Raw genomic sequence first — 22,388 nt, forward strand, 5'->3', positions numbered from 1 at the left:
ATAGATTTCTCAACTTTTGTAAGAAATTTATAGATTCAATCTGTATATTTACAAGTTGAAAACATTGGTAAAACAGCACACAATATGAGACACTTAAACACTCCAGAAAATCACAGACGTTATATTAAAAAATTCACAGGATTACACCTACTTGCGATAGTTTGTGTAATGGCAAGCTGTGCGCCTAAAAGTTCTGATAAAAACTATGTTTCCGATGTTTACCAAACATCACAAGCTGGCGACAACCTCAAATTAGTAACTAGTGATGCTATTAAAACGTCCACTGATATAAAAAAGGTGACTTTAGAACTACATCCTGAAGAAGAATTTCAAAAGTATTACGGTTTTGGTGCTTCCTTTACAGAATCTTCAGCATGGAATTTAGCGACCATTCCTGTAGAATCTAGAAAAAATGTTTTAACCAAACTATTTAGTCCGACAGAAGGAGCTGGATTCACACTTACAAGAACACATATTAATAGTAGTGATTATTCTAACAATCATTACACCTATATTGAAGAAGGTGACGAAGATCTTTCAACCTTTAGCATACATGAAGACATGAAAGGTTTTACTGGTGACGAAAACGACCAAGTACGTGGTATTGAACTTGTAGAACCTGGTTACGATATTATTCCAATGATTTTAGAAGCATCTAGTATTCCTGGTGCTGATTTTAAAATTATCGCTTCACCTTGGAGTCCACCATCTTGGATGAAAGCTGGTGAAACAGCGAAAATGACTAACGGAAGTTTACTACCAGAATATTATGGTCTTTGGGCAGAATACATGTCAAAATATGTATCAGCTTATAAAGAACAAGGCATTGATATTTGGGGAATTACACCTCAAAACGAACCACTTCACGCTCATGATGCACATTGGGATAGTAATGGGTTTACACCAGAGCAAGGTCGTGATTTCTTAAGAGATCACCTTGGTCCACAATTGGTTAAAGATGATCATCTTAACCTCGATGATTTAGAATCTGGCTTACGTGTTCTCATTTATGATCATAACAAATCTACAATGAACGACTATGTCGCAAAAACGTATGAAGATCCTGAAGCTTCAAAATATGCTTGGGGAACTGCTTTTCATTGGTACACAAATTCTGAGTTAAAAGAAAACAACTGGTATGCGGAAGAGTTAGCTGAATTACAAAAAAACTGGCCAAACAAAGCCATGATTCATACCGAATCAAGTATTGATATAGACAAGAATGATCCTATTGGTCAATATTGGAGAGAAAGTCCTGATTATGCAGGCATGTTTGTACCGTTTGAAACTTACGCTAACGACATTATTACAGATTTAAATCACGGAACTCAGGGTTACATTGAGTGGTGCAGTATATTGAGTCATAAAGGCCAACCTAATCCTTACGATAATTTTAATAGTGCTCCAGTACTCATCAACCCTATTACAGATGAAGTTATTTACACACCGCTTTATTATTTACTTAGTCATTTTAGTAAATTTATTCGTCCTGATGCACGCCGTATTGCCTTAACAGGTGAGAATGTAAATGGACTGATTTATACAGCAGCTAAAAATCCAGATGGCTCAATCGCTGTGGTTGTTTATAATAATAAAGAAGAGCCTTTTGACGTATCACTAACCATAGAAACTGAAACTTACACCACTCAAATTGCACCAAGAGCTATGCAAACTATTCATTTGCGAAGTGATATAGAAAAACAATAAGTTTAGTATATAATAAGGGGTTGGAAAACTCATATAGTTTAAATTGAATTTCGTTAACAACACAAAAATGGACAAACACGACGAAACATTTGAAACTTGGAATAATATTGCATCTATTTATCAAGATAAGTTTATGAACTTAGACTTGTATGATGATACTTATGATTATATCTGTGATTCCATTACAGTGTCCAATGCAAAACTGTTAGAGATTGGTTGTGGTCCAGGAAATATCACAAAATATCTATTATCCAAAAGACCTGACTTTGATATTCTAGGTATTGATATTGCTCCAAATATGATTGAATTTGCGAAAAAGAATAACCCAAGGGCAAATTTTGCTGTTATGGACAGTCGTCAAATTAACACGCTTCCCACTAAATATGATGGAATAATTGCTGGGTTTTGTTTACCATACTTGTCACAACATGAAAGTAACAAACTAATATCTGACGCATACAATGGATTAAACGAAAACGGATTAATTTATTTAAGTTTTGTTGAAGGAAATCCTAAAAAATCCCATTTTAAAGTTAGTGATTTCGGCAGAGTTTATTTTCAATTTCACAATTTAGAGGATTTAATAAATCAATTGAAAAAATCTAAATTTAACACTATAAAAACCTTTAATATAAAGTTTAAAAAATCAGAATCTGAATTTGAAACACATACAGTACTTACTGCAAGGAAGAAAAAGATGACATAGCTTTGAAACACTTCGATGGAAACTTTAGCTATTAAAAATAGCGTTCCCTTTATTAAAAAATAAAAACCGCAATCCAAACTTTTCTCTATTTTTGAGTCATGCGTAAAAACAAAAAACTAATCCTTGTTCTTTTCTTCATCCTTCAGGTGCTTTTTATATCTCAATTAAAACACTTTCCTGAATTTGTTGAGCAATTTTACAGCAATGGACTTTACGTGTTTTTATCAAAATTATCGCGCTATGTTTTTGGCTGGATTCCATTTTCTATTGGCGATATCTTTTACACTTTAGGAAGCATCTACCTCATAAGGTGGTTTATTGTAAACCGAAAACGCATTATTAAAGACACTAGAAATTGGCTCTTAGACATTGGAGCTACCTTATCCATTGCCTATTTTGCGTTTCATATACTTTGGGCATTTAATTATTATAGACAACCACTTTATAAATCACTAAATCTTGAAGCCGATTATACCACAGAACAGTTGGTTACCTTTACAAAACAACTGATTCAAAAATCGAATACATTACAACTTCAACTAGCAAAAAATGATACGCTAAAAGTTGAGATGCCATATACGAAGTCTGAAATATTAAGGAAAGTAAAAGACGGATACAAAACACTTTCTGAGCAATATCCACATCTTGAATACCATCCTAAAAGCATTAAAAAATCTATATATAGCTTACCGCTCACTTATATGGGTTTTTCGGGTTACTTAAATCCATTTACAAATGAAGCTCAGGTAAACGGTTTAATTTCATCGTACAAATTTCCAACAACGGCTTGTCATGAAGCAGCACATCAATTAGGCTACGCAGCAGAAAACGAAGCTAATTTTATAGGTAGTTTAGCAGCCATTCATAATGATGATATGTATTTTAAGTATTCTGGTTATACGTTTGCGCTTCGCTATTGTTTAGCAGAAGTTTTTAAACGAGATCCAGAACTTTATGATGCAATATTAGCATCTGTAAATACAGGTATCTTAAAAAACTACCATGAAGTCCGATTATTTTGGGAAGCTCATGAAAACCGAATTGAACCTATTTTCGAAAAAACATTCGATAACTTTTTAAAAGCCAACAATCAATCTGCAGGCATGAAGAGTTATAGCTACGTCGTTGCGCTTTTGGTTAATTATTATGAAGACCAACCTTTATAATACCTACAATTTCATCACATTTTCAGCATTGAAGTAAACGTTAAAATTTTCAAATTCAATTTTTCTTTAATGTGAAATTCCTATCTTTAAAACTCAATCTAACTAACCAAAATATATGATTAAAGTACATTTACGACTGCTCATTTTTATGTGCAGTTTTTCATTATTTGCACAAGACTATTTCCCTAGCAATTCAGGCGTCATTGCAAATAACTCAAACTACACGGCATTTACAAATGCGACGATCCATGTGTCACCAACTGAAACCTTAAACAATGCAACGCTCTTAATTAAAGAAGGGAAAGTTGTTAGTGTTGGCACATCAGTAAACATTCCGAAGAACACTACAAAAATTGATCTTTCAGGAAAAACCATTTACCCTTCCTTTATTGATATGTACACCACGTTTGGTGTCGAAAAACCAAAACGAGGAGGCAATGGTCCACAATATGGAGCGAGTCGAAGTGGCTACTACTGGAATGATCACGTTATGCCAGAACAAGATGTAATGGCAAGTTTTAAGTACGATGCAAAATCTGCATCAGAACTTCACAAATTAGGTTTTGGAGTTGTAAATACACATATGCCAGATGGTGTTGTCCGTGGCACAGGTGCTTTAATTGCACTGAACAATAATGCAGACAATGCGATGCGTATTGTTGACGGTAAAACAACGCAACATTTATCATTTAGTAAAAGTGTAACATCTCAACAACGCTATCCATCATCGATTATGGGAAGTATGGCATTATTGCGTCAAATGTATGATGATGCAAAATGGTACGAAGCAGGTCATGTAGACACTAAAGATTTATCGCTTGAAGCTTTAAATAAAAACAAGAATTTACTTCAAATTTTTGAAGCAGGAAGCAGAGCTAATCTTATGAGAGCTGATAAAGTTGGAGATGCTTATAACATACAATATACTATTGTTGGAGGTGGTGATGAATACGAACGTATTGATGACATAAAAGGAACCAATGCCACCATTATTCTACCAATAGATTTTCAATTGGCTTACGATGTAGACGATCCGTTTTTAGCAAGCACACTCTCTTTAAGTGATATGCGATCTTGGAATCAACAACCACACAACCCAAGATTATTGGCCGAAAATGGTATTAATTTCGCACTAACCACTCATGGTTTAAAATCGAATAAAACATTTTCTTCTAACTTAATGAAAGCTGTAGAAAATGGATTATCTAAACAAAAAGCATTAGAAGCTTTAACTACAGTTCCGGCTGCATTGTTAGGAAAGTCAGATGTTTTAGGAACCTTAAAAACAGGAAGCTATGCCAACTTCTTAATTACCGATGGAGATATTTTTGAAAAGAAAACAAAACTCTATGAAAATTGGGTTCAAGGAACAGCACATGTTATAAAAGACATGACTGTAAAAGACATTGATGGCGATTATACCTTTAAGTTAGCTGGAGAATCTTATAAACTTTCAATTTCTGGAAGTACAGGCAAATCAAATGCTAAACTTGAAAGCAATAACAAGAGTTTAGGCACAAAATTAAATTACTCAGATGATTGGGTAAATCTTACATTTAAAACGCCAGACAGCACTAAAAAAGAATACATTAGAATTGTTGCTAATGCTACAACTAATAATTCTTTAAACGGAAAAGCTATTTTACCAAATGGCAATGAGCTAACTTTTGTAGCGAACAAAACGAATAGCTCAGCGTCCTCAAGTGATCAAGGTAAGGACAAAAAGAAAGGAGATACGTCTAGCGATGCACCATTTATGAGTCCTATTACGTATCCGAACTTAGCCTACGGGTTTACCGAAAAACCGAAATCTGAAACGCTCTTATTTAAAAACGCAACAGTTTGGACCAACGAAAGTGAAGGTATTTTAGAAAACACCGATGTTTTAATTAAAGATGGTAAGATTTCAAAAATTGGAAAAGACTTATCAAACAACAGAGCAACAGTCATCGATGCCACAGGAAAACATGTAACAGCTGGTATTATAGATGAACACTCGCATCTTGCTGCAGCTTCTATAAACGAAGGAGGACAAAATTCTTCTGCAGAAGTAACCATCGAAGATGTATTAGACGAAGAAGACATTGGTATCTATCGTAATTTAGCAGGAGGTGTCACCTCTATTCAAGTTTTACATGGTTCTGCAAATCCAATAGGTGGTCGTTCGGCGATTATAAAATTAAAATGGGGAGAAGCTGCAGACGATTTAATCTACGAGGATTCTCCTAAATTTATCAAGTTTGCTTTAGGTGAAAATGTAAAGCAGTCTCGAAGTAGAACAAACTCACGTTTTCCACAATCTCGAATGGGAGTTGAACAAGTATTTGTAGATTATTTTACTAGAGCAAAAGCATATGACGACTTAAAGAAAAGCGGTAAGCCGTATCGAAAAGACACGGAAATGGAAACCCTTGCAGAAATTCTGAATGGGGAGCGTTTTATCTCATGTCACTCTTATGTACAGAGCGAAATAAATATGCTAATGAAAGTAGCGGATCAATTCGATTTTACAATCAATACATTCACGCATATTCTTGAAGGTTATAAAGTAGCTGATAAAATGAAAGCTCATGGAGCTGGAGGTTCTACTTTTAGTGATTGGTGGGCTTATAAGTACGAAGTAAATGACGCCATTCCTCACAATGCAGCAATTATGCATAATGCTGGTATAACTGTAGCGATAAACAGTGATGATCCTGAAATGTCGCGTCGTTTAAACCAAGAAGCCGCTAAATCTGTGAAATATGGAGGAGTAAGCGAAGAAGAGGCTTGGAAGTTTGTAACGTTAAATCCTGCAAAACTTTTACACCTTGATAAACGCGTAGGTAGTCTGAAAGTAGGTAAAGATGCCGATGTTGTATTATGGTCAGACCATCCATTATCAATTTATGCTAAGGCTGAAAAAACCATTATTGAAGGAGTTACGTATTTCGATTTAGCGCGCGACAAGCAAATGCGAGAAGCTATTAAAAAAGAGAAAAGCGAACTGATAAACTTAATGCTTCAAGATAAAAACAAAGGCTTAAAAACGCAGCCTGTGAAAAAGAAAGAAGAAAAAACAATGCATTGTGATTCAATGGATTCACACTACTAAAAAACAGTTATAAATGAAAAAATTAAATATAATAAACAGCGTATTGTTTTTGTTGTGTATCACATTTGGATTCGCACAACAAACACCTGCGCCAAAGCAAATAAAAGATTTTGCTATCGTCGGAGCTACCGCTCACATTGGAGATGGAACGGTAATAGAAAACAGTATTATCGTTGTTAGAAATGGAAAAATTACAACAATCGGACCCGAAGCTACAACACCAATCACTAGACAAGCAATGGATTTTATCGATGGTAAAGGCAAAGATGTCTACCCTGGATTTATTGTTGCAAATGGTACGTTAGGCTTGGTTGAAGTTGATGCTGTAAAAGCATCTGATGATCTAGAAGAACTAGGAACATATAATCCACATATTAGAAGTATTATTGCCTATAACACGGAATCTAAAATTATAGAATCTATGCGACCTAATGGAGTATTATTAGGACAGGTTGTTCCCAGAGGCGGACGAATTTCGGGAACTTCATCTGTAGTACAATACGACGCCTGGAATTGGGAAGATGCAGCTATTAAAATGGATAATGGCATTCATGTAAATTGGCCAAATAGTTTTAGACGTGGCCGTTGGTGGATGGGTGAAGATCGTGGATTAAAACCAAATAAGGATTACGCCAAACAAGTTAAAGAGTTATCGGATTATTTTAATGAATCTAAGAGTTATAATAAAGGAAGTAAAACAGAACTTCATTTACCTTTTAATGCATTAGCTGGAATTTTTGATGGTTCAAAACGCTTATACATTAATGCTGATGACGAAAAAGGAATTACTGACGCTGTAAACTTTGCGAAATCTCATGGGGTTTCAAAAATCACGATTGTGGGTGGCTATCAAGCTGGACAAATTGCTGATTTCTTAAAACAAAATGAAGTATCGGTACTTTTAAAACGTATACACTCTAGACCAGAATTAGAAGATGATGATTATGATCAACCTTATAAACTAGCAAAGAAATTAGTCGATGCAGGTGTCTTAGTGGCATTAGAGCCAAGTGGACAAATGGAGCGCATGAATTCTCGTAACCTTCCATTTTACGCTGGTACTACTGTAGCACATGGTATAACTAAAGAACAAGCCTTACAATTAATTACTCAGAATCCTGCCAAAATATTAGGTATTGATGATAATTATGGCACGTTAGAAGTTGGTAAAAGTGCAACACTATTTATTAGTGAAGGTGATGCCTTAGACATGAGAACCAATCAACTAACACACGCATTTATTGACGGTAGGCATCTCAGTTTAGAAACGCACCAAACGGAACTTTGGAAACGGTATTCTAAGAAACCTAAACAAGTGGATTAATATCTATTAATTTACCTCAGCACGTTTACGTAACATCTTAACACAAAAAAAGCGAGCCATTTGGCTCGCTTTTTTATGTTTATATCTGTTGATTATTCAATCACCTTAGCGTCTTTAGGTTTTAAAAACATGGTGTTATCAGGTGCTTTTTCTGAAATTACAACATCAGTAAATTCAACAGTATTTCGTTTTTCGGTTGGTAAGTTGTTTTCATAATTGTACCAATCTATACTTTTCGGTAATACCAAGCCATTAATAGTTTGCCAATTATTATATCTTATGAAGTGAAAATCTGGACTTGCTTCTGATTTTCCAAATGTTACCGTATACCCTAACCATTCCATTTGTCCTGTTTCGGCATCATAAAATATCTTGTATTGATCATCCGAAGATTCCCCAACACCAGCTTCATAAGAAATTAAAACACCTGGATATGTCTTTCCTTCAAAAACTAAAGGCTCAGTTTCTGTATAAGAAATACCATCATCTCCTAATACAAACGGCATCGCATAGAAATAGAACATTAATCCTTTATAAAATTTTGGTTTGCCTTTATATTCTTGACCATCCTTTTCGTTAACCCAAAGTGTTTCTCCATCAAAACCTTGTGTATACGTTGGTGTGTCAATAATTTCGGCTCTCGTTTTTAAATTTTCAGTCATTACCTCTTTTCCTTCGGGTTTAACTATAGAAAACGATAGGCTATGCATTTTATTCCACTGATCAATACCTCCGTGGGCGTCAAAAACTTTAGTTATGGATTCTGGATAAATACTTGTACTAACATCTTTAGAGATCAATTCTTTCACTTCTACATCTGCTGTAGATTCTGATTTTGTTTCATTTTTGCAAGCCACAGTAATGGCAGCTAAAAGGAATACGTAAATTACTTTTTTCATAATAAGGTTTTAAGTTCTATATTTTGACGAAATTAAATGTAAAGCATTACAAAAACGATTCAATTCATATAACCTTTTAATCCTTTTAAAGCGTTTTTATTCTTTTCACAAGGATCTGATTCTTGGACAGTAAACTTAAAAATAAAAGACCACCTTTTACAGGTAGCCTTTTAATTCTTTTTAAAGTTTAAAACAATCTAATACACAAGCCCTAATAGCATATCTGAAAATGAATACGAATTAAGAATTGAACCTGAATTTGGACTGTTTGGAATTTCAAGTTCCCAAACGGTTGAATTTTCTTGCGCGTTATTGATATATGTCCCATTACTTAATACTAGTAATCGATCACCACAGTTATTATACGCTAAATTTACAGACTCGGGATTAAAATCTATATTTGATACAATGGTACTTTCTACAACAGACCCACTTGTAAAATCCCAATGTACTATAGAACGTTGTCCATTTTCAGATTTTGGTAAAAACAAGCCTCCTGTTTCTGGATCTATTTCAATATCACTATACATGGCATATCCAGCGGATGTATTCGCAAAAATAGAACTTAATACCGCTCCAGAGGTGGATACATTATAGAGTTGGTGATCTACTAAAAACAGTAAACTTCCTGATAAACTCGCAACGCCATAAGCTTTATTACCTACGGTATCATTATAAAATTCATTCGGACCAATAGAAGCTCCCTGTCTTACAGCTGTTCCCGTCGCAGATATTGTACATAAGTATATGCCTGAGGCATCAAATTCTAAAGCGTATAACTGATTACCTACATAGACAGGTGCTCCGTAACTTGCACTTGGACTTATATTAATTTCATCAATAACACTCGGAGTAGCCACATACATTTTTTGACCTCCGTTAAATTCATCAATAAAATAGAGCGTTTCGTTAGTACGATCAAATGCGGGACGATTACTATACAAATTATCACTAGTTAATGCACTCGACAATACTTGAATTCCAGGGTTAGCCAGATTGGCTGTGGTATTTTTTATAAAGTCGATTTGTCCAGTAGGACTGCTCCAATTACCACCAATTTGTAAGCCATAGAAATTATAATCTAAGCAAGGTTGAGGCGTATTACCACTATCATCTGAACAGCTATTAAAAATGAGTGCTAATATGAGAATAAAGCTGTTTCTTTTCAAAATTTTAAATGTTTTAGTTTTCATGATTTTTATGTTTGGTTTATAGTATGATATCAACTCAACAATAAAATTGTTACCCTAATTCATAAAAAAAATCAAAAAATAATTAAAACCAGCTGTAGAAACATGCTCCAATTATATATTTTTATATTGAAACTACAGTGATGTGCACCTAATCATGTATGGCCCATCGCAGCACTGTAAGGCCTGGTTACTAACACCAACAAGACTACCACAATTAAACTCCAATATTCATTCTTAAAAAGTTAAATTTGCATCTCTCAAATTTAGATTAAACCCGATAACTATGCGTAAATTTATCTCTAGCATTCAAAATCCATTTATAAAGCAACTCATAATTCTTAAAGAAAAGTCTAGAGCTCGCAAAAAATCTAATCAATTTTTAATTGAAGGGAAACGTGAATTATCTTTAGCTATTAAAGGGGGTTACACTATTGAGTCTCTTCTGTTTTTCACAGATTTGTTTTCAGAAAGTGAAGCCAAAGCCATGGAGCAACACGGTATTGAGACTATTGAAATTTCTAAAGAGGTCTTTCAGAAATTAGCCCATAGAGATACCACCGAAGGCGTCATTGCTGTGGTAAACTCCAAAACGCATACCCTTGAAGATTTAAAACTCACCTCTAAAAACCCTTTAATTTTAGTGGCCGAAGCTCCTGAAAAACCAGGTAATATTGGCGCCTTGTTGCGTACCGCTGATGCTGCAAATGTAGATGCGGTTATTATTGCAAATCCAAAATCAGATTTATACAACCCAAATGTTATTCGTTCTAGTGTGGGTTGTGTGTTTACTACCGAAATTGCTATGGCCAGTTCCGAAGAAGCCATTGCATATTTAAAAAAATACAATTTCAATATTTATGCGGCTATATTACAAGAATCAGAACCGTATCACAGTCAAGATTACACCTTACCAACAGCGATAGTCGTCGGTACCGAAGCCACAGGTTTAACAGAAGCATGGAGAACAGCTGCTACCAAAAACATTAGTATTCCCATGCAGGGTGAAATAGACTCTATGAATGTGTCGGTTGCTGCAGGAATCCTTATTTTTGAAGCCAAACGACAACGCAATTTTAAATAACTAAGTTTCGTCAGTTCGCGTGATTTTCGAGAAACGCGATGATTGTATCGAGAACCATTGTATATTTTAAGCTTCTCGATACAAAATTTCAAAAAGGAAATTTCACGCGATGTGACAAAATAGTTATAACACTAAAACACAAATTCCAGAATGCTACTGATTAGAACTTGGCATTTGGGATTTTAAATATTGGAATTTTTATTTTTTATGACGGCACAAACCCTATTCTACATCATCATAGCTATTATCATCATCAACTTTGTAAAAGACAAAGTGCTCGATGCCATAAATGCCAAACATTACAACGACCCAATCCCGGAAGAACTCAATGATGTTTACGACAAAACGGAATACGAAAAATCGCAAGCCTATAAAACCGTTAATTATAAATTTGGAATTTGGACGTCCCTTTTTTCATTCATTTTAACGCTAGGATTTTTGCTCTTAGACGGTTTTGAGAACGTTGATAACATCGCCAGAAGTTATTCTGACAATCCCATTATCATCGCCCTAATTTTCTTCGGAATTATTATGATTGCCAGTGATATTATCACCACACCTTTTGCTTATTATAAAACCTTTGTAATTGAAGAAAAATTTGGATTTAATAAAACTACAAAAAAGACCTTTGTTTTAGATAAGTTTAAAGGTTTACTTATGATGGCAGTCATAGGTGGAGGTCTTATAGCTCTAATTGTTTGGTTCTACCAAATTACAGGCGATCAGTTTTGGCTATATGCTTGGGGTATTGTAACTGTATTTACGGTCTTTATGAATATGTTTTACTCCAAACTTATTGTTCCATTATTCAATAAACAAACACCTTTAGAAGATGGCGATTTACGAAACAAAATTTCCGCATATGCAGCATCCGTAGGTTTTAATCTCGAAAAAATATTTATCATCGATGGTTCAAAACGAAGCACTAAAGCCAATGCGTATTTCTCTGGCTTTGGCAACGAAAAACGAGTAACACTTTATGACACTTTGGTCAATGATTTAGACGACGAAGAAATCGTTGCCGTTTTAGCGCACGAAGTTGGTCATTATAAAAAGAAGCACATTATTTTTAATTTAGTCACCTCTATCCTACTAACTGGATTAACGCTATTTGTTTTATCCATTTTTATTTCAAATCCATTATTATCAAATGCTATAGGAGTTGAAAAACAAAGTTTCCATGTGGGTTTAATTGCTTTTGGCTTACTCTATTCACCTATTTCTGAAATTACTGGTTTAATCATGAATTATGTTTCGCGTGTTTTTGAATACCAAGCCGACGACTATGCTAAAAACACGTACAAAGCAGAACCACTAATTACATCCTTAAAGAAATTATCTAAAAATAGCTTAAGTAATTTAACACCACATAAAGCCTATGTATTTATGCATTATTCGCATCCTACACTATTAGAGCGCGTAAGGAACTTAAAGAAGTAAATTCACAATTTTATAACATCATAGAACCACATTTATTTCTAACTTTGATGCAAAGAAAATCTAAAACATGACAGAATTAAAGAATAAAAAAGCCATAATTACAGGAGGGAGCAGAGGTCTAGGAAAAGCCACAGCTATTGCATTTGCAAAAGAAGGTATCGACGTTGCCATTACAGGAAGAAATGAAGCCGTATTAAAAGATACTGTTTCAGAATTAAAAGCATTTGGTGTAAATGCCATATATGCTGTTTTTGATGTTAGCAACTATGAAGCTGTACAAAAAGGCATTAAATCATTAATTGACAACTTAGGCGCTATAGATATCTTAGTAAACAATGCAGGAATTGCAGCATTTGGCTCATTAAATGATATGCCAGTTAACCAGTGGAACCAAATTATACAAACCAATGTTATGGGTATGTATTATGTGACAAAAGAAGTTCTTCCTCATTTAATTGAAAAAAATGAAGGGGATATTATTAACGTCTCTTCTACTGCCGGATTAAATGGTAATGCTACAACATCAGCTTATTCTGCTTCAAAATTTGCGGTTATTGGCATGTCACAATCTTTAATGAAAGAGGTTCGAAAAAATAACATAAGAGTCTGTACATTGACGCCAAGCACAATTGCTTCAGACATGTCTATTGAATTAGGTATTGCTAAAAAAGATTCTGAAGATCATGTATTGCAACCAGAGGATTTTGCTGAGTTAATTGTGTCGGGTTTAAAACTACCGCGAAGAGCAATGATGGCAAATGCATCTTTATGGTCAACTAATCCATAAGTTACGACGCTTTTTAACCTTAAAAGTTAAAAAATAGCATTCACCAAAGCAACACCATATTTTTTTCAATAATCAAGAATAAGTATTTCTAATATTTCACGTGAAAAAAATATTGCTCATTAGCAATGGTTTTACTATTTTAGTTCTATGACTGATGAAGCTATAGAAAAAGAGAATAAAGCCATTGCCAAAGCTTACAAAGAATTACTAAAAGTAAGCTACCAGACTTTAAGTGCAAAAGACAAGAAATTAATTCGTCATGCGTTTGAAGTGGCTGTTGATGCGCACAAAGATCAACGACGCAAATCTGGTGAAGCTTATATTTTTCACCCTATCGCAGTGGCAAGAATCGTGGCTCAAGAAATAGGAATGGATGCTACATCTATTGCTGCAGCTTTACTTCACGATGTCGTTGAGGACAATCCGGATTATACCATTGATGATATTGAACAATTATTTGGAGAAACAGTTGCCAGAATAGTTGATGGCCTCACCAAAATATCATCGCTAAAAAAAGACATGGATGTGTCTTTACAAGCCGAAAATTTTAGAAAAATGCTCCTTACATTAAATGATGATGTAAGAGTAATTATTATAAAAATCGCTGACCGTTTGCACAATATGCAAACTATGGATTCTATGCGGTCAGACAAGCAGGTTAAAATAGCTTCGGAAACCTTATACATTTATGCTCCGTTAGCCCATAGAATTGGGCTCTATAATATTAAAACTGAACTCGAAGATTTAGGCTTAAAATATACAGAACCTGAGGTTTACAACGATATTCTTGAAAAAATAAAAGATAGTAAAGAAGATCAAGATGCTTATATAAAAGCATTCTCTAAAGTGATTGAAGACTCACTAAATACAGAGGGATTAAACTACGAAATTAAAGGACGTCCAAAATCTATTTTCAGTATTCGTAGAAAAATGGTCAAACAAGGAGTTTCCTTTGATGAAGTCTATGATAAATTTGCGGTTCGAATTATTTACAAATCAGATTTAGCTAACGAGAAATTTTTAGCATGGAAGATATATTCAATCGTCACAGACCACTTTACTCCTAACCCAATACGTCTTAGAGATTGGATTTCATCTCCTAAATCTACAGGTTATGAAGCGCTTCATATTACCGTTGTAGGTCCAAAAAGCCGTTGGGTAGAAGTTCAGATTAGAAGTGAACGCATGAATGAAATTGCAGAAAAAGGCTATGCGGCACACTACAAATACAAAAACGCAGATACAAAAGAAGACAATTTAGATTTGTGGATTAATCGTTTGCAAGAAGCTTTAGAAAATCATGAAGCTGATGCCGTTGATTTTGTAGAGCAATTTAAACTCAATTTATACTCCAAAGAAATTTTTGTGTTTTCGCCTAAAGGAGATTTAAAATCGCTTCCTAAAGGAGCAACTCCTTTAGATTTTGCATTTAGCATTCATACCGAAGTTGGTATGAGAACGCGTGGTGCTAAAGTTAACGGCAAACTTATGCCTTTAAGTCACGAGCTTAAAAGTGGAGATCGAGTTGAAATTATGACATCCGATAATGCTAAACCAAATGCTAACTGGCTAGATTATGCGACCACAGCTAGAGCGCGAAGCAAAATAAAATCGGCATTAAATGAAGATACAAAGTTAATTGCCCAAGAAGGTAAGGAAATCTTAAGACGAAAATTAAAGCAACTTAAAATAACTCTAAACGAAAATTCAGTTAATGAATTAGTCAGTTATTTTAAACTGAGTACGTCATTAGATTTATTTTATCGTGTAGGTATTGGCACCATTGATAACACCAAATTAAAAGCCTTTGCCTCCTCGCGTAGTAATGCGTTTGTAAGTTATTTTAAAAACAAAATATACAAACCAAACGTCCCAAAAGACATTCATAAAGAGGAAATCACTTCTAAATATGATATGCTCGTTTTTGGTAAAGAAGAAGAAAAACTCAGTTACACATTGGCAAATTGCTGCAACCCAATTCCTGGAGATAAGGTATTTGGATTTTTAACTATAAACGATGGACTTAAGGTTCACAAAACAAACTGTCCTAATGCTGTGAGTTTACAGTCTAACTACGCCTACAGAATTATGCAAGCCAAGTGGATAGATTCGTCTCAACAAGTGTATACCTCGCAGATTATTCTATCTGGTATCGATAATTTGGGGCTTGTCAACGATATCACCAAACTCATTTCAGGAAACATGCATGTGAACATGAAAAGCATTAGTTTTTCAAGTGATGATGGTATATTTACGGGTAAAATAACAGTTCAAGTAAAAAATCAAGCGATGCTTAAAAAGCTTATTGATAAGCTTAAACAAATTAATGGAATTGACAAAGTAACGCGTGTATAAAGGTTATCAACTATTATTTAAAACTTGTTCATTTCTTTCAGTTTTAATCGCCAACTTTATAATTCATATCCTATAAAATTTGTGTAAATTTGCGCTTTAATTATGAATGCAACCACAGAAGAAAGTAATCAGGAAATTGTAAAACGTGTTTTTACACAATTCCTTGAAGATAAAGGTCATAGAAAAACACCTGAGCGCTATGCTATACTTCAAGAAATTTACGATAGTAAGGAGCACTTTGATATAGAATCTTTATATATCAAAATGAAAAACAAAAACTATCGTGTAAGTAGAGCGACGCTTTACAACACTATAGAACTACTCTTAGAGTGCGCCTTGGTACGCAAACATCAATTTGGGAAAAGCCAGGCACATTACGAAAAATCATATTTCGATAAAAATCACGATCATGTGATTCTTACAGATACAGGAGAAGTGATAGAATTTTGTGATCCACGCATTCAATCCATCAAAAAAACCATAGAAGAGGTTTTTGACATTCAGATAACTAATCATTCACTATATTTTTACGGTAACCGTAAAAAAGACGACTAACTCAAATTTAAAATGGCAGTAGATTTACTACTTGGATTACAATGGGGAGACGAAGGCAAAGGAAAAATTGTCGATGTATTTACCTCTAACTACGATATTATTGCACGTTTTCAAGGAGGCCCAAATGCAGGTCACACCTTGGTATTTAACGGCAAAAAACATGTTTTGCATACGATTCCATCAGGTATTTTTCATGAAAACAAAGTGAACCTCGTTGGTAATGGTGTTGTAATTGATCCTGTTATTTTTAAAAAAGAACTCGATAAATTAGCAGAGCAAAATGTGGATTATAAAAAATCCCTTTGTATTTCGCGAAAAGCACATATTATTTTACCTACGCATCGCTTATTAGATGCTGCTAGTGAAGCTTCAAAAGGAAAAGCAAAAATAGGATCTACGCTTAAAGGTATTGGCCCAACTTATATGGACAAAACCGGTAGAAACGGAATTAGAGTTGGTGATATTGAATTATCAGATTGGAAAGACAAATACAGAGCTTTAGCAGACAAGCATGAAGCGATGATTGAATTTTACAATGTTGATATTCAATACGATTTAAAAGAATTAGAAGCCGATTTCTTTGAAGCCATTGAAACCTTAAAAGGTTTAAAATTTATTGATTCTGAAGAATATGTTCACCAAGCGCAACAATCTGGAAAATCCATTTTAGCAGAAGGTGCGCAAGGGTCTTTATTAGATATTGATTTTGGTACCTATCCATTTGTAACATCATCTAACACTACAGCTGCAGGAGCCTGTACAGGTTTAGGTGTTGCACCAAACCAAATTGGAAAAGTTTACGGTATTTTTAAAGCCTACACTACTCGTGTTGGTTCAGGTCCTTTTCCAACAGAATTATTTGATAAGGACGGGGAAACCATGGCCAAAGTAGGAAACGAATTTGGAGCAACTACCGGTCGTGCAAGACGATGTGGTTGGTTAGATTTAGTCGCTTTGCGTTATGCTTGCCAAGTTAATGGTGTTACCGAATTAATTATGATGAAAGGCGATGTACTTTCTGGCTTTAAGACCCTTAAAGTATGTACAGCTTACAACTATAACGGTGAAACTATTACGCATTTACCTTATAATATTGAAGAAGAAAATATCACTCCTATTTATACCGAAGTAAAAGGTTGGGAAGCAGATTTAACAGGTATGACTGAAGCGTCGCAATTGCCAGAAAATCTCAATGCTTATGTTGAATTCCTAGAAAAAGAATTGAATATCCCAATTACAATTGTATCAGTAGGTCCAGATCGTAAGCAGACTATTGTTCGCAAGAAAATATAATTAGACTTAAATAAAATATTGGTTTTTTTGTGAAATTTATGGTAAAGATCTAGTGTCTTAACTTTAAACTATTTCACAGAAAAACCAATATTTTTATATACGATTAAGCTTGGTAAGCTATATATTTCTGTTAAAAAAAACGTTAACACGTACTAAAGCAAATCTAATAAGTGTTATTTTGTAAAAAATATATGTCTTTGAAACGATTTAAATATCTCTTACTTTTCATTTGCTTGCTATCTGCTTTTTTTAGTTTTGGACAAGAGCAGCAGAAAATTACTGTAAAATATTCAGGTAGTACGTCATCGTCGCCAGATATTAAAGACGGTGCATTAATATTTCTTAGAGACAAGTCTAAACAAGTCCATTTTATTCACAAAGGAGCAGATCTTTTTTGTGATAAGGCTATTTATTATGAAGATCAAGACTTCATAGAAGCCTTTAGTAACGTAGAAATGAAGCAAGGCGACTCTATTAATATGGTTGCTAAGTACCTAGAATACAGTGGAAAATCTCAATTAGCTATTGCGAGAGGAGATGTCGTTTTAACAGAACCACAATCTGTACTTAAAACCGATACACTTTATTTTGACAGAATAAAACAACAAGCCTACTATAACACAAAGGGCACCGTTGAAAGAGACACCTCTGGAACAATTACAAGTCAAATAGGGCGTTATTATATGAATGCCAGTAAGTATCAGTTTATTCAAGATGTTGTTCTTGTTAATCCAGATTACACCTTAAATACCGAACGTCTTGATTTCTTTACAGAAAACGGATTTGCTTATCTTTTTGGACCATCGACCATTGTTGGTGAAACGAGTAAAATTTATAGTGAACGTGGTTTTTACGATACTAATAATAATATAGGTCATTTTCAACGGAACGCAAAAATCGATTATGATAATAGAACTATTGAAGGAGACAGCCTTTACTTTGATAGAACCAAACGTTTCGCTTCTGCCACCAACAATATTACAGTAACAGATACGCTTAATAAGAGCATCGTAAAAGGCCACTATGCCGAAGTTTGGCGTGCAAAAGACTCCATGTACATTACCAAACGTGCCTTAGCGATAACGGTCCAAGAAAGAGATTCTGTTTATATACATGCAGATACTTTAATGGTTACTGGCAAACCCGAAAACCGCATTACACGAGCATTTTACAATGCCAAATTGTACAAAAGTGATATGGCCGGAAAAGCAGATTCCATTCATGTCAATCACAAAGAAGGGCTTACACAACTCATTAATTTAAGTAAATTTAGTTCTGGTGATGCCTTTGCTATCAAACGAAAACCAGTACTTTGGAATATTGGTAATCAAATGACAGGAGATACTATTCATTTAATTTCAAATCCAAAAACCGAACAACTAGATTCTTTAAAAGTGTTTGAAAATGCCTTTTTAATAAACCGAGACACCATTAGCGAAGATGGTTATAACCAAATAAAAGGCCTTCGATTAATAGGGTTATTTGAAAATAACGAACTCTATAATGTTGATATCATTAAAAACGCTGAAACCATTCGCTATTTAAGAAATGATGATGGTGAATTAATAGGTATTCAAAAATCGAAATCAGGAAGTATTAATGTTCAAATTATTGATAAAGCCATTGATGAGGTTCGTTTTATCAATCAAATTGATGGCAATATTTTCCCTGAATCTGAATTCCCAAAAAATGCGAGGAAGTTAAGAGGTTTCGATTGGCGAGGTGACGAACAACTACTTTCGGTAGATGATTTATTTAAAGACGATCCTCCGTTAGATTTACCTGTAATTAAAGGTTTAGACGATTATGTTCCGCCTGAAGCATTCATTGACGACAACGTTACCGAACGCATAGAGGAAGCTGGTAAAGACACTCCAGAAAAAGAGAATAAAGCGGCTCGTAACCTTCCTAAAAAGACAGAAGTAAAACCATTAAAATCAACAATAAAAAAGGCCGACTCTACTAAGACAAAACCTTTAAACCAAATTATCAAAAAAGAAGGGCAGTAATTGAAATCCGAGTTTCTAAAATATCAAGCACAGACCACACCACATCCTTTAGCGATGGAAATAAGTCATGCCAAAGGTTCCTATATTTATGACACCAAGGGGAAATCTTATCTCGATTTTGTTGCTGGAGTTTCGGCTTGTGGTTTAGGTCATTCGCACCCTAAAGTTGTAACAGCAGTAAAGGAACAATTAGACAAATATCTTCATGTTATGGTGTATGGAGAGTACATCCAAAAGCCAGCATTAGAATTAACAAAGTTATTAGCTAAACATTTACCTGCACCTTTAGAATCTACCTATCTCGTAAATTCAGGAACCGAAGCTATTGAAGGAAGTTTAAAGTTAGCAAGACGTTTTACAGGTCGTTCAGAAATTATTGCTGCAAAAAACGCTTATCACGGTAATACATTAGGCTCATTAAGTCTTATGGATTACGAAGAACGAAAGCAACCCTTTTTGCCATTAATTCCAGACATTAAGCATATTGAGTTTAATGCTATATCAGACTTAGAAAAAATCACAGATAAAACTGCTGCAGTTATCCTCGAAACCATTCAAGGAGGAGCAGGATTTATTGAACCTACAGATAACTATTTAAATAAAGTACAACAACGTTGTAATGCTGTAGGTGCTGTTTTTATATTAGATGAAATTCAACCAGGAATTGGTAGAACCGGAAAATTATTCGGATTTGAAAACTATAACTGCCAACCCAATATTGTTGTTACAGGCAAAGGTTTAGGAGGTGGTTTACCTATTGGTGCTTTTACGGCTTCTAAACAAATGATGGATTGTTTAAGTGACAATCCTAAACTTGGTCATATCACAACTTTTGGTGGTAATCCTGTAGTTGCTGCTGCAGCTTTAGCAAATTTAAAAGAAATTACAGAATCTCAACTTATACCTAAAACCTTAGAAAAGGAGCAATTAATACGAAAACACCTTCAACATAAGCACATCAAAGAAATTAGAGGTCGTGGATTAATGTTAGCCGCAATTACAGAAAATGAAGCACTAACAAGTAAAGTTATTTTGCAGGCACAAGACCAAGGATTAATCTTATTTTGGCTACTTTTTGAACCTAAAGCCATCCGAATTACCCCTCCTTTAACCATTTCTAACGAAGAAATAATAGAAGGATGTCATTTAATAACTTCCATACTAGATAAGATTTAATTTCACTTACACAGCTCCAAACCACTAAATACAAATAACTTAAGCGCATTTACATAAACAAACATTTAAATGTTAATTAATTTGTTAAGAACATTAGTTTAAAAATCTATGTAACGCACAGGATAGCTGTATTTTTATTTCAGCGAATTATTAATCAATTTATGCAGTACAGTCAAGACGACGAAAACTTTCCTCTCACTCGATTTGAGTCCATGTTAAAGACCAATAATATATTGTTCTTTGACTCTAACGAGTTTGAAAATATCATTCACCACTATCTTGAAAATGGCAAGATTGCATTATCTAAACGTGCCATTAAGTTAGGATTAGAACAACACCCTTCTTCTATTAATTTAAGATTATTTCAAGTTGAAATATTAGTGATTGAAAATAAATTTGAAGAAGCAGATGATTTATTAGATAGACTTCACAACCTTGAGCCTACCAACGAAGAAATTTTTATTCAAAAAGCCAATGTTTTGTCTAAACAAGATAAACATCAGCAAGCCATAGACACCTTACTTGTTGCTATTGAAATGTCTAGCACACCACATGATGACGCAGATTTACATGCGTTAGTTGGAATGGAATATTTATTTTTAGATCAATTTGAAAATGCAATTATCTATTTTAAAAAGTGCTTAGAAAGTGATACTTCAGATTATTCGGCATTACATAATATTGTGTATTGTTATGATTTCTTAAATCAGAATTCTGAAGCTATAGAGTATTTAAATTGGTACTTAAATACGAATCCGTATTGCGAAGTTGCATGGCATCAATTAGGACGACAATACTTAACAATTAACGAATACGCTAAAGCCAATTCTGCATTAGATTTTGCCATAATTTCAGATGATACTTTTGTTGGCGCATATATTGAAAAAGGTAAGGTCCTCGAGAAACTAAAAAAATACGAGGAAGCTATTGAAAACTACAAAATTACATTGGCATTAGAAGATCCAACATCTTTTGCTCTATTACGAATTGGTAAGTGCTACGCTAAACTTGGTCACGATGATTTAGCCATTCAGTTTTTCAAAAAAACAATAGATGAAGATCCTATTTTAGACAAAGGTTGGATTGCAATTACTAAGTTTTATATGAAGCGCTTAAACTATCAAAAAGCGTTGTACTACATAAACAAAGCTGTGATAATTGATGGTGAAAATGTTAATTACTGGAAGGTTTATGCGACCATAAACAAACGCCTAAATTTCCTTGAAGAAGCAGAACGTGGTTACAAACGCACTTTAGAATTAGGTAATTACGAGTTAGACACATGGCTAAACAGGTCTGATGTGTTAACGACTTTAGGCGAATATGAAGGTGCTATTTTTAATTTAATTCAAGCTTCAGAATTTTATCCTGAAAATGCAGAAATAGAGTACCGACTAGCAGGTTTGTATTTTTTAGTTCACCAAACTGAAGAAGGACGTTTTCACCTAAAAAATGCAACGCAACTTAATATTGACTATAACTTTATTATTTCAGAGTTGTTTCCTCAACTTACAGATAGACCCATGATTAAAGCTATAATTTCAGAAGGTAAAAAGGCGTCAAACTAAAAAAATCCATACCTTAGCATTTCATATTTTTTATA

The 22,388-nt window shown here is 34.2% G+C and carries 16 protein-coding genes; 14 read left to right on the forward strand and 2 right to left on the reverse strand.

Annotation, left to right across the window (positions count from 1 at the left end):
• The first annotated feature begins 84 nt into the window (after positions 1-84).
• The 5 genes from ITJ86_RS06005 (at position 85) to ITJ86_RS06025 (ending at position 7,997) form a co-directional block, all read left to right on the forward strand.
• Positions 85-1,707, forward strand: coding sequence for a glycoside hydrolase family 30 protein (locus ITJ86_RS06005; RefSeq protein ID WP_195870713.1), 1,623 nt, complete (start codon positions 85-87; stop codon positions 1,705-1,707).
• Between the two features lie 67 nt (positions 1,708-1,774).
• Positions 1,775-2,413, forward strand: a complete 639-nt coding sequence (locus ITJ86_RS06010) for a class I SAM-dependent methyltransferase (RefSeq protein ID WP_195870714.1) — start codon at positions 1,775-1,777, stop codon at positions 2,411-2,413.
• A gap of 98 nt (positions 2,414-2,511) precedes the next feature.
• Complete coding sequence (locus tag ITJ86_RS06015) at positions 2,512-3,579, forward strand: DUF3810 domain-containing protein (protein ID WP_195870715.1); 1,068 nt, start codon at positions 2,512-2,514, stop codon at positions 3,577-3,579.
• Between the two features lie 115 nt (positions 3,580-3,694).
• The gene (locus ITJ86_RS06020) at positions 3,695-6,673 is read left to right on the forward strand and encodes an amidohydrolase family protein (protein WP_230080235.1); all 2,979 of its coding nucleotides are present in this window, start codon (positions 3,695-3,697) and stop codon (positions 6,671-6,673) included.
• Between the two features lie 13 nt (positions 6,674-6,686).
• Positions 6,687-7,997 carry an amidohydrolase family protein gene (locus ITJ86_RS06025; protein WP_195870716.1) on the forward strand — a complete coding sequence of 437 codons (1,311 nt, stop codon included), beginning with the start codon at positions 6,687-6,689 and terminating at the stop codon, positions 7,995-7,997.
• 92 nt (positions 7,998-8,089) lie between these two features.
• Here ITJ86_RS06025 and ITJ86_RS06030 read toward each other — a convergent pair whose 3' ends face one another.
• Entirely contained in the window at positions 8,090-8,896 is an 807-nt protein-coding gene (locus ITJ86_RS06030) for a DUF6503 family protein (RefSeq protein WP_195870717.1), read from the reverse strand.
• A 197-nt stretch (positions 8,897-9,093) separates the two neighbouring features.
• Positions 9,094-10,089, reverse strand: coding sequence for a hypothetical protein (locus ITJ86_RS06035; RefSeq protein WP_195870718.1), 996 nt, complete (start codon positions 10,087-10,089; stop codon positions 9,094-9,096).
• 283 nt (positions 10,090-10,372) lie between these two features.
• Between ITJ86_RS06035 and ITJ86_RS06040 the strand changes: the two genes are divergently transcribed.
• The 9 genes from ITJ86_RS06040 to ITJ86_RS06080 all read left to right on the forward strand — a co-directional run bounded on the left by ITJ86_RS06040 (position 10,373) and on the right by ITJ86_RS06080 (position 22,353).
• Positions 10,373-11,170 (forward strand): TrmH family RNA methyltransferase, encoded by a 798-nt coding sequence (locus ITJ86_RS06040; RefSeq protein ID WP_195870719.1) that lies wholly within the window; start codon positions 10,373-10,375, stop codon positions 11,168-11,170.
• Between the two features lie 207 nt (positions 11,171-11,377).
• Positions 11,378-12,610: a M48 family metallopeptidase gene (locus ITJ86_RS06045; RefSeq protein ID WP_195870767.1), complete on the forward strand. Its 1,233-nt coding sequence runs from the start codon at positions 11,378-11,380 to the stop codon at positions 12,608-12,610.
• A 67-nt stretch (positions 12,611-12,677) separates the two neighbouring features.
• Positions 12,678-13,397 carry a 3-ketoacyl-ACP reductase gene (locus ITJ86_RS06050; protein WP_195870720.1) on the forward strand — a complete coding sequence of 240 codons (720 nt, stop codon included), beginning with the start codon at positions 12,678-12,680 and terminating at the stop codon, positions 13,395-13,397.
• A gap of 147 nt (positions 13,398-13,544) precedes the next feature.
• Positions 13,545-15,752 (forward strand): RelA/SpoT family protein, encoded by a 2,208-nt coding sequence (locus tag ITJ86_RS06055; RefSeq protein WP_195870721.1) that lies wholly within the window; start codon positions 13,545-13,547, stop codon positions 15,750-15,752.
• Positions 15,753-15,854: 102 nt separating this feature from the next.
• Positions 15,855-16,307, forward strand: coding sequence for a Fur family transcriptional regulator (locus tag ITJ86_RS06060; protein WP_195870722.1), 453 nt, complete (start codon positions 15,855-15,857; stop codon positions 16,305-16,307).
• 12 nt (positions 16,308-16,319) lie between these two features.
• Positions 16,320-17,600 carry an adenylosuccinate synthase gene (locus tag ITJ86_RS06065; RefSeq protein WP_195870723.1) on the forward strand — a complete coding sequence of 427 codons (1,281 nt, stop codon included), beginning with the start codon at positions 16,320-16,322 and terminating at the stop codon, positions 17,598-17,600.
• Between the two features lie 191 nt (positions 17,601-17,791).
• Positions 17,792-19,609 (forward strand): OstA-like protein, encoded by a 1,818-nt coding sequence (locus tag ITJ86_RS06070; RefSeq protein ID WP_195870724.1) that lies wholly within the window; start codon positions 17,792-17,794, stop codon positions 19,607-19,609.
• The gene (locus tag ITJ86_RS06075; RefSeq protein ID WP_195870725.1) at positions 19,610-20,785 is read left to right on the forward strand and encodes an aspartate aminotransferase family protein; all 1,176 of its coding nucleotides are present in this window, start codon (positions 19,610-19,612) and stop codon (positions 20,783-20,785) included.
• 161 nt (positions 20,786-20,946) lie between these two features.
• Positions 20,947-22,353 carry a tetratricopeptide repeat protein gene (locus ITJ86_RS06080; RefSeq protein ID WP_195870726.1) on the forward strand — a complete coding sequence of 469 codons (1,407 nt, stop codon included), beginning with the start codon at positions 20,947-20,949 and terminating at the stop codon, positions 22,351-22,353.
• Positions 22,354-22,388 lie beyond the last annotated feature (35 nt).

The organism is Winogradskyella marina, from assembly GCF_015645385.1.
Lineage (GTDB): Bacteria > Bacteroidota > Bacteroidia > Flavobacteriales > Flavobacteriaceae > Winogradskyella > Winogradskyella marina.

Excerpts from the sequence above, each read along its gene's own strand:
- ITJ86_RS06005 (WP_195870713.1), top strand. The coding sequence starts at position 85 with ATGAGACACTTAAACACTCCAGAAAATCACAGACGTTATATTAAAAAA.
- ITJ86_RS06010 (WP_195870714.1), top strand. The coding sequence starts at position 1,775 with ATGGACAAACACGACGAAACATTTGAAACTTGGAATAATATTGCATCT.
- ITJ86_RS06015 (WP_195870715.1), top strand. The coding sequence starts at position 2,512 with ATGCGTAAAAACAAAAAACTAATCCTTGTTCTTTTCTTCATCCTTCAG.
- ITJ86_RS06020 (WP_230080235.1), top strand. The coding sequence starts at position 3,695 with ATGATTAAAGTACATTTACGACTGCTCATTTTTATGTGCAGTTTTTCA.
- ITJ86_RS06025 (WP_195870716.1), top strand. The coding sequence starts at position 6,687 with ATGAAAAAATTAAATATAATAAACAGCGTATTGTTTTTGTTGTGTATC.
- ITJ86_RS06030 (WP_195870717.1), bottom strand. The coding sequence starts at position 8,896 with ATGAAAAAAGTAATTTACGTATTCCTTTTAGCTGCCATTACTGTGGCT.
- ITJ86_RS06035 (WP_195870718.1), bottom strand. The coding sequence starts at position 10,089 with ATGAAAACTAAAACATTTAAAATTTTGAAAAGAAACAGCTTTATTCTC.
- ITJ86_RS06040 (WP_195870719.1), top strand. The coding sequence starts at position 10,373 with ATGCGTAAATTTATCTCTAGCATTCAAAATCCATTTATAAAGCAACTC.
- ITJ86_RS06045 (WP_195870767.1), top strand. The coding sequence starts at position 11,378 with ATGACGGCACAAACCCTATTCTACATCATCATAGCTATTATCATCATC.
- ITJ86_RS06050 (WP_195870720.1), top strand. The coding sequence starts at position 12,678 with ATGACAGAATTAAAGAATAAAAAAGCCATAATTACAGGAGGGAGCAGA.
- ITJ86_RS06055 (WP_195870721.1), top strand. The coding sequence starts at position 13,545 with ATGACTGATGAAGCTATAGAAAAAGAGAATAAAGCCATTGCCAAAGCT.
- ITJ86_RS06060 (WP_195870722.1), top strand. The coding sequence starts at position 15,855 with ATGAATGCAACCACAGAAGAAAGTAATCAGGAAATTGTAAAACGTGTT.
- ITJ86_RS06065 (WP_195870723.1), top strand. The coding sequence starts at position 16,320 with ATGGCAGTAGATTTACTACTTGGATTACAATGGGGAGACGAAGGCAAA.
- ITJ86_RS06070 (WP_195870724.1), top strand. The coding sequence starts at position 17,792 with ATGTCTTTGAAACGATTTAAATATCTCTTACTTTTCATTTGCTTGCTA.
- ITJ86_RS06080 (WP_195870726.1), top strand. The coding sequence starts at position 20,947 with ATGCAGTACAGTCAAGACGACGAAAACTTTCCTCTCACTCGATTTGAG.